Annotated in this window: 13 protein-coding genes; 2 read left to right on the top strand and 11 right to left on the bottom strand. The window is 66.8% G+C overall.

Annotation, left to right across the window (positions count from 1 at the left end; translation table 11 throughout):
* Positions 1–40: 40 nt before the first annotated feature.
* Both D2T30_RS02090 and D2T30_RS02085 read left to right on the top strand, forming a co-directional pair.
* Entirely contained in the window at positions 41–721 is a 681-nt protein-coding gene (locus D2T30_RS02090; RefSeq protein WP_128207441.1) for a pyrimidine 5'-nucleotidase, read from the top strand.
* 59 nt (positions 722–780) lie between these two features.
* On the top strand, positions 781–1,980 hold the full coding sequence (locus D2T30_RS02085) for a UbiH/UbiF family hydroxylase (RefSeq protein WP_128207440.1): 1,200 nt from the start codon (positions 781–783) through the stop codon (positions 1,978–1,980).
* A 207-nt stretch (positions 1,981–2,187) separates the two neighbouring features.
* On the opposite strand, the gene urtE is transcribed toward D2T30_RS02085, so the two are convergent.
* The 11 genes from urtE to D2T30_RS02030 form a co-directional block, all read right to left on the bottom strand.
* Positions 2,188–2,883, bottom strand: a complete 696-nt coding sequence (gene urtE, locus D2T30_RS02080) for an urea ABC transporter ATP-binding subunit UrtE (protein WP_128207439.1) — start codon at positions 2,881–2,883, stop codon at positions 2,188–2,190.
* Between the two features lies 1 nt (position 2,884).
* On the bottom strand, positions 2,885–3,625 hold the full coding sequence (gene urtD, locus D2T30_RS02075; RefSeq protein ID WP_128207438.1) for an urea ABC transporter ATP-binding protein UrtD: 741 nt from the start codon (positions 3,623–3,625) through the stop codon (positions 2,885–2,887).
* On the bottom strand, positions 3,622–4,848 hold the full coding sequence (gene urtC / locus D2T30_RS02070; RefSeq protein ID WP_128181089.1) for an urea ABC transporter permease subunit UrtC: 1,227 nt from the start codon (positions 4,846–4,848) through the stop codon (positions 3,622–3,624). Before urtC ends, urtD begins: the two co-directional genes overlap by 4 nt.
* Positions 4,849–4,951: 103 nt before the next feature.
* Positions 4,952–6,946 carry an urea ABC transporter permease subunit UrtB gene (gene urtB / locus D2T30_RS02065; protein ID WP_128207437.1) on the bottom strand — a complete coding sequence of 665 codons (1,995 nt, stop codon included), beginning with the start codon at positions 6,944–6,946 and terminating at the stop codon, positions 4,952–4,954.
* A gap of 52 nt (positions 6,947–6,998) precedes the next feature.
* On the bottom strand, positions 6,999–8,294 hold the full coding sequence (gene urtA / locus D2T30_RS02060) for an urea ABC transporter substrate-binding protein (protein WP_128207436.1): 1,296 nt from the start codon (positions 8,292–8,294) through the stop codon (positions 6,999–7,001).
* A gap of 247 nt (positions 8,295–8,541) precedes the next feature.
* Positions 8,542–9,168, bottom strand: coding sequence for an urease accessory protein UreG (ureG, locus tag D2T30_RS02055; protein WP_128181095.1), 627 nt, complete (start codon positions 9,166–9,168; stop codon positions 8,542–8,544).
* Positions 9,165–9,818, bottom strand: coding sequence for an urease accessory protein UreF (locus tag D2T30_RS02050; RefSeq protein ID WP_128207435.1), 654 nt, complete (start codon positions 9,816–9,818; stop codon positions 9,165–9,167). The genes ureG and D2T30_RS02050 overlap by 4 nt, the downstream gene beginning before the upstream one ends.
* The gene (locus tag D2T30_RS02045; RefSeq protein WP_128207434.1) at positions 9,805–10,332 is read right to left on the bottom strand and encodes an urease accessory protein UreE; all 528 of its coding nucleotides are present in this window, start codon (positions 10,330–10,332) and stop codon (positions 9,805–9,807) included. Before D2T30_RS02045 ends, D2T30_RS02050 begins: the two co-directional genes overlap by 14 nt.
* A 7-nt stretch (positions 10,333–10,339) precedes the next feature.
* Positions 10,340–12,046, bottom strand: a complete 1,707-nt coding sequence (gene ureC, locus D2T30_RS02040) for an urease subunit alpha (RefSeq protein WP_128207433.1) — start codon at positions 12,044–12,046, stop codon at positions 10,340–10,342.
* 12 nt (positions 12,047–12,058) lie between these two features.
* On the bottom strand, positions 12,059–12,430 hold the full coding sequence (locus D2T30_RS02035; RefSeq protein ID WP_241648271.1) for a lysozyme inhibitor LprI family protein: 372 nt from the start codon (positions 12,428–12,430) through the stop codon (positions 12,059–12,061).
* Positions 12,427–12,732 (bottom strand): urease subunit beta, encoded by a 306-nt coding sequence (locus tag D2T30_RS02030; protein WP_128207432.1) that lies wholly within the window; start codon positions 12,730–12,732, stop codon positions 12,427–12,429. The genes D2T30_RS02035 and D2T30_RS02030 overlap by 4 nt, the downstream gene beginning before the upstream one ends.
* Positions 12,733–12,735: the final 3 nt, after the last annotated feature.

Raw genomic sequence — 12,735 nt, 5'->3', positions numbered from 1 at the left:
GCGGCTTGCCGCCCGGCGCGGGGCGCGCTAATTTGCCGCCATGCAGCCCCCCATTCCCGCCCGGACCGATCTTTCAGACGCCTTCTCGGCCGTCTCGGATTGGGTTTTCGATCTCGACAACACGCTCTATCCGCCATCGATGCGGCTCTTCGATCAGATCGAGCGCAAGATGACCGCCTATGTGATGCGCATCCTCAATGTCGAGGCGCCCGAGGCCGACCGGCTGCGCGATCACTACTGGCAGCTTTACGGCACGACGCTCGCCGGGCTGATGCATGAACATGGCGTCGATCCGATCCCCTATCTGGCCGATGTGCACGACATTTCGTTTTCGGTGCTGCGCCCCGATCCCGCGTTGCGCGGCGCCATCTCGGACCTGCCCGGGCGCAAGATCGTCTTCACCAACGGCTCCGCCCCCTATGCCGAACGGGTGCTTGAAGCGCGCGGGCTGAGCGGGCTGTTCGACGGCGTTTATGGCGTCGAGGATGCGCTGTTCCACCCGAAGCCCCACCCCGCCGCCTTCGAGACGGTCTTCGCCAAGGCCGGGATCCGCCACACCGTCGCCGCGATGTTCGAGGATGACCCGCGCAACCTCGCCGCCCCGCACGCGATGGGGATGCGCACCGTGCATGTGGCGCCCGAGGCGTCCCCCGCGCCGCATATCGGCTACCACACCGACGATCTGGCCGGTTTCCTCGGCCGGCTGCGGTCGGGCGGCTGATCGCTCTGGCCAATGCCAGCGGGCGCGCTAGACTGGCAGCGAAATACCGGAGACCCGTCATGAGCGCAGAAGACACCGACATCCTGATTTCCGGCGGCGGAGTCGCGGGGCTGACGGCGGCGGCGGCCTTCGCCGCAGCGGGGTTCCGCACGATCTGCGTTGACCCCACCCCCCCGGTGACATCCGAGGGCGCGGCTGGCGCGGACATGCGCTCCACCGCCTTCCTGCAACCCTCGCGCCGGGTGCTGGAGGCGGCGGGCCTGTGGGAGCGCCTCGCCCCCCATGCGGCACCCCTGCGGATCATGCGCATCGTCGACGCAGGCGGGGCCGAGCCGGTGGCCCGGCTGACGCGGGATTTCGACGCATCAGAACTGTCGGACCAACCCTTCGGCTGGAACTTCCCCAACTGGCTCCTGCGGCGCGAGATGGTGGCCCGCCTGGCCGACCTGCCGCTTGCGGATTTCCGCCCCGGCATCGCGGTCGCGGGCCTGCTGACCCGCACCACGGGGGCCGAGGTCACGCTGTCCGATGGTGCCCGCATCCACGCCCGGCTGGTGGTGGCCGCCGACGGGCGGAATTCCTTCGTGCGCGAGGCGACGGGAATCCCGGTGCGGACCACGCGCTACGGGCAAAAGGCGCTGGCCTTCGCCGTCACCCATCCGATCCCGCATGAGAATGTCTCGACCGAGATCCACCGCTCCGGCGGCCCCTTCACGCTGGTGCCGCTGCCGGATCGCGACGGCCTGCCCTCTTCGGCCATCGTCTGGATGGAGCGCGCGGCCGAGGCCGAACGCCTCGCCGCCCTGCCCGTTCCGGAATTCGAGGCGGCGATGACCGAACGCTCGACCGGGATCCTCGGCCCCCTGACCCTCGTCACCCGGCGCGCGGTCTGGCCGATGATGACGCAGATCGCCGCGCGCTTCTCGGCGCAGCGCGTGGCCCTGATCGCCGAGGCGGCGCATGTCATCCCCCCGATCGGGGCGCAGGGGCTGAACATGTCGCTCGCCGATCTGGCCTGCCTGCTGGATCTGTCCCGCAACTCCCCCGAAACCCTGGGTGAGGAAGCGATGCTCTCCGCCTATGCCCGCCGCCGCCGCCCCGAGGTGCTCCTGCGCGAGATCGGCATCGACGCACTCAACCGCACGTCGATGCTCGCACCGCGCCCGCTGCGCGACCTGCGCGCGGGCGTCCTCGGCGCGCTCTACGGGCTGCCGCCGGTCCGCCGTGCCCTGATGCGCGCGGGCCTCGGCATCCGCTGAGGCGCGCCTCCCCGCGGCGGCGAAAGGGGGCGCTGCCCCCGTCTCTTTCAGAGACTCCCCCGGGATATTTATGGAAACACGAAAGGCCAAATGCGGTTTGAGTGGTCGTCGAAAGCGCTCTCATATGAATGATTGCAGACTTCCTGCCATCATCTTTCCTTAAATATCCCGGGGGTGAGCGCGGAACGCGCGAGGGGGCTGGCCCCCTTACACGCTGACCACCTCGCGCAGCGCCTCACGGGTCAGGGTGGTCTTGGTTCCCTCCATCGCCACGGCGCCGCGTTTCAGCACATAGAAACGGTCGCCAAGCTCATGCGCGAAATCGAAATACTGCTCGACAAGGATGATCGCCATGTCGCCCTTTGAGCGCAGATAGGCGATCACCCGGCCGATCTGCTGGATGATATTGGGCTGGATCCCCTCGGTCGGCTCGTCCAGCAGCAGCACCTTCGGCTTCATCAGCATGGCGCGGGCGATGGCAAGCTGCTGCTGCTGCCCACCCGACAGGTCGCCGCCGCGCCGGTGCAGGAAGTTCTTCAGGATCGGGAACAGGTCGTAGATCTCGTCGGGGATGAAATGCTCGGACCGCGGCAGCACCGCGAAGGCGGTTTCCATGTTCTCCTCGACCGTCAGCAGGGGAAAGATCATCCGCCCCTGCGGCACATAGCCCAGGCCCCGCCGCGCCATGCCCTGCGGCGGCACCTTCGGCACGCTTTCCCCGTCAAGGATCAGCTCCCCGCCCGAGCGCGGATGGGTGCCGGAAATCGCCTTGAGCAGCGAGGTCTTGCCCACGCCGTTGGTGCCCATGATGCAGGTCACCTCGCCGGCCTTCGCCTCCATGTCGATCCCGTAGAGGATCTGCGACCCGCCGTAATGGAGCGTCAATCCCTTGGTTTGCAGCATCTCAGCGCCCCAGATAAACTTCGATGACCTTCGGATCCGAGGTGACGTGGTCAAGCGACCCTTCCGCCAGAACCGATCCCTCGTGCAGCACCGTCACCCGGCAATCGAGCCGCCGGACGAATTCCATGTCATGTTCCACCACGACGACGGCGCGCGTTTTCGACAGCTCGACCAGCAGCGCCGTGGTCTGTTCGCGTTCGGCCAGCGTCATCCCGGCCGCCGGTTCATCGACCAAGAGCAGGCGCGGTTCCTGCGCCAGCAGCATGCCGATTTCCAGCCATTGCTTTTGCCCGTGGCTGAGTTCGCCCGACTTGCGGTCGAGCTGATCGCCCAGCCCCACCTGTTTCGCCACCGCCGCGACGCGGGCGTGATCCTCGCCGGAAGGGCGCCAGAACAGCACCGAGAACGGGTTGCGCCGCGCCTTCAGCGCCATCATCAGGTTTTCGGTGACGGTCTGGTCCTCGAACACCGTGGGGCGCTGGAACTTGCGGCCGACGCCTTCGCGGGCGATCTGCGCCTCGTTCAGTTTCAGCAGGTTGATGGATTTCTCGCCCCAGAGGACGCGGCCTTCGTCCGGGCGGGTCTTGCCGGTGACGATGTCCATGAAGGTGGTCTTGCCGGCGCCGTTCGGGCCGATCACGGCGCGCAGCTCGGCCGGGCCGATCTCGAACGACAGGTTGTTGATCGCCTTGAAGCCGTCGAAGCTGACGGAAATACCGGTGACTTCCAGAAGCGCGCTCATGCCTCGGCTTCCTTCTCCTGCAGGGCGCCGTCATCGGGGCCGAGCGGATCGCCGCCGCGTTTCGGCGCGCGCAGGCCGTCGATCAGGTCGATCAGGCCGGACAGGCCGCGTGGCGCGAAGAGCGTGACCAGAACGAAGCTGAGCCCCAGCAGCACCTGCCACCAGTCCACCCAGTTGATCGTGTAGAATCCGAGGTTGATGTTCGGCACCCGCCCGCCGGTGAACCAGGTGGAGATGATCGAGACGAAGGCCGCGCCGATCACCGCGCCATACAGCCGCCCGCGCCCGCCGATGGCCACCCAAACGGCAAGGTAGATCGAGGCGACGGTGGACATCTCGGCCGGGTTGATGATCCCCGCCTGCGGGTAATAGAGCGCGCCCGCCAGCGCCGCGATCACCGCCGTCAGGGTGAAGACGAAGAGCTTGTAGGTCTCGACCGAATAGCCGAGGAAGCGCACGCGGGCCTCGTCATCGCGGATGCCGCGCATGACCGAGCCGAACTTGCCCGAGACGATGAAAGCCGACAGCACATAGCCAAGCCCGAGCGCGACGGCGGAGGCCCAGAGGAACCACACCGACAGCGCATCCTGCCCCGCCGTGACACCGGGGATGTTCTGCAGCCCCGACAGGCCGTTGTTGCCGCGCAGGCCGGAATCGTTCTGGAACAGGTAGAGCGACAGCGCCAGCGTCATCGCCTGCGTCAGGATCGAGAGATAGACCCCGGTGACGCGCGAACGGAACGCCAGCCAGCCGAAGACGAAGGCGAGCAGCCCCGGCACCAGCACGACGAACAGCAGCTGCATCGGCAGCGATCCGGCGAAATGCCAGATCGACGGTAGCTGGCTTGACCCCACCACCCCGAAGACCTGCGAGGCGATGGCGTCGTTCAACTCCTGCGGGGTCATGGGCAGGGCGCCGGAGGCGGAGGATACGACGATCTCGCGGGTGCGGGCATACATCAGCCACATGCCGATCATGTAGCCGCCAAGCCCGAAGAAAGCGAAATGGCCGAGGCTGAGGATCCCGGTATAGCCCCAGACCAGATCCATCGCGATGGCGATGAGGCACAGGCACAACGTCTTGCCCAAGGTCTTGACCATCGAGGTCGAGACGAACCCCGTGCCATAGGCGTTCGACAGCAGCGTCACGCCAAGCGTGAACAGCGCGAGGATCAGGATGAAGATCAGAACCGAGGGGTTCTTTGCGATGAAGCCGGGTTTCATGCCTGTGCCTCCGATCTTGGCTGCCGTTGCAAGGCGGGGGTTTCACACCCCCGCACCCCCGTGGGATATTTTTGGAAGAATGAAGGGGAAAGGTGCCGCATGATCAGTCCCCCGCCGCGCGGCCCCTGAGGGCGATGATGCCCCTTGGCCGGAACTGGATGAAGATGATGATGAACAGGATCATGTAGGTCTGCGCGGCGAGCGTGTTCGAGGGGTTGAACCACTCGATCCCCTTTTGCAGGAAGCCCACCAGCGTGGCGCCCGCGAGCGTGCCCCAGATGTTGCCGACGCCACCGACCACGACGGTCATGAAGCTCTGCACGATATATTCGGATCCAAGCTCGGAGGTGACCTTGGCGAAGAGGCCGATGGCGACGCCGGCGATGCCGGCGATGCCGGAGCCGAGCCCGAAGCAGAGCATGTTGATCCGGTCCGGGTTGATGCCCATCGAGGCGGCCATCGACGGGTTCTGCGTCACCGCGCGGACCTCAAGCCCCAGCCGGGTGCGGTTCATGATGAACAGGAAGACGGCGAGGAAGATCAGCGCCAGCACGAAGATCGCGATGCGGATATAGCTGATCGAGACGATGTCGTTCAGCGACCAGGCGCCGTCGAGCCAGCCGGGCGCCGTCAGCGGCCGTGCCTGCGTGCCGAAGATGTTCTTGAACACCTGCTGCAGCGCGATCGAGATCCCGAAGGTGGCAAGCAGGGTTTCCAGCGGACGCTTGTAGAGGTAGCGGATCACCAGCCGCTCCATCGCCACGCCGGCCGCGAAGGTGACCGCGAAGGCGAGCGGCAGGGCGACGATGATCGACAGGGTGTAATCGGTGATGTGCTGCTGCACCACGTAACCCGTATAGGCGCCCATGGTGATGAATTCGCCATGCGCCATGTTGATCACCCGCATCACCCCGAAGGTGATTGCAAGCCCGATGGCCGCGAGGAAATAGATCGAGGCGAGCGACAGCGCATCCAGCCCGAGGTCCAGCCCCTGCATCGCGCCGACCTTGACCGAGACGGATTTCAGCGCGTTGCGGGCGGCGTCGGTGACGGCGCTGTCGGGTTCGTTGTAGATATCGGCATAGCGGTGCGCGGCGACAAGCGTCGCCACCTCGTCATCCGTCGCGGCGGCGGGCACGTCGCCTGCCGCCTCGAGCACGGTATAGGCGCGGTCGCGCTGCACCGGATCGTTCAGCGCGGCGACCGGCACGCCGCCGACCATGCCGTTCTCGATATGGGATTCCAGCGCGGCGCGCTGATCGGTGCGGGTCAGCCGTTTGGGGGCGAGCCCGTCGGCCACCAGCACGGCATAGGCATTCTCGGCGCTGAAGCCGCTTTGGCCGGGTTTCAGCTCGGCCGCCACATTTCCCTCGGGCGCGCCGGTGAAGACCTTGCGCGTCGTCGCGAGGATCGGGTTCAGCGCGGCGCGGAAATCAAGCGCCATGTCGCCGCCGAAACTTTCGATCGCGGCGATGCGGGCTTCGGGCGTCGCGCCGTGGGTGATGGTCATCAGCCCGGCCACGCGCTGCTTTTGCGCCTTGATCGCGGGATCGGGTTCGTCGTCGATCGATTCAAGCAGCGGCTCGAGGTTCTCCGCCGATCCCCGCCGCGCCAGCGTGTCGAGCGCGGCGCGCCGCTTGGCCGGATCGGGGTCGGACAGCTGGAACCGCACCAGCGCCGAGGCGATCAGCCCCTGCACGCCGGCATTCGGCTTGATCTCGGTGATGTCGGATTTCGGCGCTGTCCCGGCATCGGCGCCGGTGACGGGATCGGCCAGCGCGAAGCCCTCGGGCGAGGGCGACAGGCGGAAGATCGCGCCGTCGGACTTGCGCAGGCCCAGTTGGCGCGCGCCCCAGGCCTGCAGGAAGGTGACCGTGCCCGGATCGCCCGAGGCGCCGATCGCATCGACCACCGGGCCGATGGTCTGGCGCGAGGGGCGGGAAATCGCATCGGCATTGTCGGCGATGACCTTGGCAAGTCCGCTCGGGGGGGCCGTCTCGGCGGCGGGCGGCGTGGTATCCTGCGCAAAGGCGGGCACGGCGGCGGGCACGGAAAGAAGGCACAGACCCGCGGTCAACGCCAGAAGAAAGCTGCGCATGGCTGGTCCCGGGTAATGGGGAGGGGCGGCGGCCGAAGCCGCCGTCACAGGATCAATAGTTCGACTTGAGCTGCACGCAGGACTTGGTTTCCGTGTTGTACATTCCGCACTTCAGGTCCTTCCAGTCCGATTCAAGGACGGCGGATTCGGGCAGGAAGTCGGTCCAGGCGTCGCCCGGCACCGGGTCGGTCTGGCTGATGATGTCGAACTGACCGTCTGCCTTGATCTCGCCGATCAGGACCGGCTTGGTCAGGTGGTGGTTCGGCAGCATCTCGGCGGTGGAGCCGGTCAGGTTCGGGAAGGTCTGGCCGATCATCGCCTCGGACACCTTGTCGACATCGGTGGTGCCCGCCTGTTCGACCGCCTGCACCCACATGTTGAAGCCGATATAGGTGGCTTCCATCGGGTCATTGGTCACGCGGTTCGGATTGCCGGTGAAGGCGTGCCACTGTTCGATGAAGGCGGCATTTTCCGGCGTGTCGGCGGATTCGAAGTAGTTCCACGCGGCAAGCTGGCCGACGAGGTTCTTGAGGTCGCCCTCGCCCAGACCCGACAGTTCCTCTTCGCCGACCGAGAAGGCGACGACGGGAATATCCTCGGCCGAGATGCCCGAGGCCGCCAGTTCCTTGTAGAAGCCGATGTTCGCGTCGCCGTTGATGGTCGAGATCACGCCGACCTTCTTGCCGTCCGCGCCGAGCGCCTTGACGTCCGCCACGATCTTCGACCAGTCGGACTGGCCGAACGGGGTGTAGTTGACGAAGATGTCGCTTTCCGGAATGCCCTTGGATTCCAGATAGGCGGTCAGGATGTTGTTCGTCGTGCGCGGATAGACGTAGTCGGTGCCGAGGAGCGCGAATTTCTCGACGCCCAGTTCGTCGAGGAAGTAATCCGTGGCCGGGATCGCCTGCTGGTTCGGCGCGGCGCCGGTGTAGAAGACGTTCTTCGAGGATTCCTCGCCCTCATACTGCACCGGATAGAACAGCAGGCCGTTGAGTTCCTCGATCACCGGCAGGACCGACTTGCGGCTGACCGAGGTCCAGCAGCCGAAGATCACGTCCACCTTGTCGACGGTCAGAAGCTCGCGCGCCTTTTCGGCGAAAAGCGGCCAGTCCGACGCCGGGTCGACAACGACGGCTTCCAGCTTCTTGCCGTTGATGCCGCCCTTCTTGTTCTGTTCGTCGATCAGCATCAGGACGGTGTCCTTCAGCGTGGTTTCCGAAATCGCCATGGTGCCCGAAAGCGAATGCAGCACGCCGATCTTGATCGTGTCGCCTTCGGCCCAGGCCGCGCCGCTTGCCAGCAACGAGGCGAGCACGGCGCCCGCGAATGTATTCCGCATCCCTATCATCATGTTTCCCCTTGGGTTATCCCTCATCCCGCCTCTCGTGTTCCGTCCGCACCGGCTGGTGCGACGGGCCATGGGCGGCTCCGTGGGGTCACTCAACCGGGTCTGCCGGACCCCTGCAAGGCGGCCATGCAAAGGACTCAAGGCGCGGCCGAACACATAGTCGCAAATGCGTTACAAATAGACACAGCGCCGTTATCCGCCTGTTTTTTGATCTGAACTTGACCGGCCAGTCAATAAACGGCGGATTTCAGCCGGGAATCGGCGCCAGTTGCAGCCCGCCTTCGCGTTCGAGGAAGCCGACGACTTCGTCGATCCCCTGCCCCTGCCGCAGCCGCGCCATGACATAGGGTCGCGTGCCGCGCGCCTTGCGGGTATCGCTTTCCAGCAGCACCGGATCGACGCCCACATAGGGCGCAAGGTCGGTCTTGTTCACGATCAGCAGGTCGGACCGCGTGACGCCGGGGCCGCGCTTGCGCGGGATGTCCTGCCCCGCCGCCGTGTCGATCACATAGATCGTCAGATCGGCGAGTTCCGGGCTGAAGGTGGCGGCAAGATTGTCGCCCCCGGATTCGATCAGCACGAGGTCGAGATCGGGAAATTCCCGGTTCAGCTCGGCAATGGCGGAGAGGTTGATCGAGGCATCCTCGCGGATCGCCGTATGCGGGCAGCCGCCGGTTTCCACCCCCCGGATCCGTTCGGCCGGAAGCACCTGCGCGCGCATCAGCGCCTCGGCATCCTCGCGGGTGTAGATGTCGTTCGTCACCACCGCCATGGAAAGCCGCCCCGCCAGCGCGCGGCACAGCTGTTCGGTCAGCGTCGTCTTGCCGACCCCGACGGGGCCGCCGATGCCCACACGCAAAGGTCCGTTGCTCATGTCTTGAAAATCCTCACATCCATCGTTTCATGCGCCATCGCGCCCAGATCGGCGCGAAAGGCCGCGGTCGCCAGATCGTCGCGCCCCGCATCGACCGCGCGTTCCGACAGGATGCCGATCAGCGGATGCAGCGCCGCAAGCACCTTCTGCCCCGCCGCCTGCCCCAGCGGAATGAACCGCACTCCCGCCGAAACGAGGTTCGAGGCGAAGGCATGCAGATAGAGCGCGATCACCTGCTGGCGCGGCAACCCCACCCCCGCCGCCGCCCGCGCGACGGCCAGAGGCAGCGGCAGCGGCACGGCCTCCTCGCCGGTCAGGGCGGCGCGGGCGACGGCAAAGGCGGCGCCCTGCTCCTCGGTCTCGCGCAGGCGTTCCGCCGAACCCGACAGCGCGCGGGCCAGATCGGCAAGCCCGGCCAGATCCTCGCCGCGCATCGCGCAGGCGATCAGCACCGCGTCATTCCACCCCGTTCCCCAGGCGAGGATGTCCGACAGCCAGTTTTCCAGCCCCCCGGCATCGCGCACATCCCCCGCCGCCACCGCCTGTTCCAGCCCGTGGCTGTAGGCATAGGCGCCGGTCGGAAACGCCGGGGAGAGCCATTGCACAAGGCTCATCAGCCCCAGCGGTCCGCCCTGTTCAGGGATGGACATGGAAATGCCCCGGCCCGTGGGAATGGCCGTGCCCCGCAAGATCATGGCCTCCATGGTCGTGCCCCCCATGGTCATGACCCATGGTGCGGCCCATGCCATAGGCGCCGCCTTCGGGGCGGAAGGGTTCGATCGTCTCGCGCACCCGGGCGCCAAGCTGTTCCAGCATCGCCTTCAGCACATGGTCCTGCCGGATGACCAGCCGCGTGGGCTCGATCTGGCAGGGCGTGTGGCGGTTGCCGATATGCCACGCGAGCCGCACCAGATCGCCGGTGACGGACAGCACGGGCTCCAGCCCCGGGCGCACCTCGATCAGGCGGCCGTCATCGAGCGCGAAGGCCTCGCCCCCCGTCAGGTTGGTCACTTCGGGCAGATCGACCAGAAACGCGATCCCGCCCGCCGTTTCCAGCCGCTTGCGGCGCAGGAAGCGCCCCTCGTAGTCCAGCGCGACGATATCCGCCGCGCCCTGCCATGTGCCGGCGGGCAGCACCCGCCCGGCTTTGGGAAGTATCGTCATGATCGCCTCAGTAGAGGAAATAGCGCTGCGCGAGCGGCAGGCTTTGGGCCGGCTCGCAGGTCAGCAATTCGCCGTCGGCGCGGACCTCGTAGGTTTCGGGGTTCACCTCGATCTTCGGCAATGCGGCGTTCAGCTTCATGTCCGCCTTGCCGATGCCGCGCGTGCCCTCGACAGCCAGCACCGCCTTGTCGAGGCCAAGCCGCGCCTTCACCCCATCCGCCTCTGCCGCCGCCGAGACGAAGGTGGCGCAGGTCGCCCCAAGCGCCTTGCCGAAGGCGCCGAACATCGGCCGCATGTAAAACGGCTGCGCCGGGATCGAGCCGTTCGGATCGCCCATCTGCGCCGCGACGATCATGCCGCCGATCAGCACCATCTCGGGCTTGGCGCCAAAGAACGCCGGATCCCAGAGCACCAGATCCGCGCGCTTGCCCACCTCGACCGAACCGATGTGCCGCGACATGCCATGCGCGATCGCCGGATTGATCGTGTATTTCGCCACATAGCGGCGGACGCGGAGGTTGTCGTTCTCGCCCGTTTCCTCGGCCAGTCGTCCCCGCTGCTTCTTCATCTTGTCGGCGGTCTGCCAGCAGCGGGTGATGACCTCGCCCACCCGGCCCATCGCCTGACTGTCGGACGAGATGATCGAGATCGCCCCCATGTCGTGCAGGATATCCTCGGCCGCGATGGTTTCCTTGCGGATGCGGCTTTCGGCGAAGGCCACGTCCTCGGGCACTTTGTTGTCGAGGTGGTGGCACACCATCAGCATGTCGAGGTGCTCTTCCAGCGTGTTGCCGGTATAGGGCCGCGTCGGGTTGGTGGAGGACGGGATGACATTCGGCGCGCCCACGACACGCAGGATGTCGGGCGCATGGCCGCCGCCCGCGCCCTCGGTGTGGAAGGCGTGGATGGTGCGGCCCTTGAAGGCGGCGAGGGTGTTTTCCACGAAGCCCGATTCATTCAGCGTGTCGGTGTGGATCATCACCTGCACGTCCATGTCGTCAGCGACCGACAGGCAGCAGTCGATGGCGCCGGGGGTGGTGCCCCAGTCCTCATGCAGTTTCAGCGACGAGGCCCCGGCCCGCACCTGCTCGACCAACGCCTCGGGCAGCGAGGCATTGCCCTTCCCCGCCAGCGCGAAGTTCATCGGCAGCCCGTCGAGCGCCTGAAGCATCCGTTCCATATGCCACGGCCCCGGCGTGCAGGTGGTGGCGAGCGTCCCGTGCGCCGGGCCGGTGCCGCCGCCCAGCATGCAGGTGACGCCGGAATAGAGCGAATCCTCGACCTGCTGCGGCGCGATGAAGTGGATGTGGGCGTCCATGCCGCCTGCGGTGAGGATCCGGCCCTCGCCCGCGATGATCTCGGTCCCCGGGCCGATGATGATGGTGACGCCCGGCTGCGTGTCGGGGTTGCCGGCCTTGCCGATCGCATGGATCAGCCCGCCGCGCAGGCCCACATCGGCCTTGTAGATGCCGGTATGGTCGACGATCAGCGCATTGGTGATGACGGTATCCACCGCGCCGCCCGCGCGGGAGATCTGCGACTGGCCCATGCCGTCGCGGATCACCTTGCCACCGCCGAACTTCACCTCTTCGCCATAGGTGGTGAAGTCCTTCTCGACCTCGATGATCAGGTCGGTATCGCCGAGCCGCACCCGGTCGCCGGTGGTGGGGCCGTACATGTCGGCATAGGTGCCGCGGGAAATGGTCGTGGGCATGCCGGTTTCCTCTCAGTTCGAAAGATAGGCGGCGCGCAGATCCTCGCTGCGCGCGCGGGTCAGGCGTTCCAGGCATTGCGCCTGCACGAGCGGCTGGATCGAGCCGCCCGCATAGGGGGCAACCTCGGCCGCGCAGGCGGCATCGCGGTAGGCGATCCAGGCGCGCTGCGCCGCAAGCAGGAGCTTCGGCCCATCGTCGCCCTGCCCCTTGGCCACGGCGACGGCCTGCTTGTAGATGGCGTTGAGCGCCTCGTCGGCCTGAGTGTAGGCCGCGGCGGCGCAGGCGTTCATCTCGACCTGCTGGGTGGCGTTTGAACAATCCCCCTGCGCCAGCGCCGGCAGGGGCGCCACGAGCAGGACGGCAAGGGCGGCCCGGCCGATCACAGCTTGCCCATCACGGTCTGGTTGAACCCATAGACCTCGCGCGCGCCGCGATAGGGCACCAGCCGCACCTCGCGCGTCTGGCCCGGTTCAAAGCGCACGGCGGTCCCGGCGGCGATATCAAGCCGCATCCCCCGCGCGGCATCGCGGTCGAAGGCCAGCCCCGGGTTCGTCTCGGCGAAATGGTAATGCGAGCCGACCTGCACCGGCCGGTCGCCGGTGTTGGATACGGTCAGGGTGATGGCGTCCAGCCCCTCGTTCAGGGTGATGTCGCCGGCGGCGGGAATGATTTCTCCGGGGATCACGGG

This window comes from Paenirhodobacter populi, from assembly GCF_004022215.1.
Lineage (GTDB): Bacteria > Pseudomonadota > Alphaproteobacteria > Rhodobacterales > Rhodobacteraceae > Rhodobacter > Rhodobacter populi.
The sequence above is the reverse complement of the archived record's forward strand: the minus strand, read 5'-3'. Positions and strand labels throughout refer to the sequence as shown.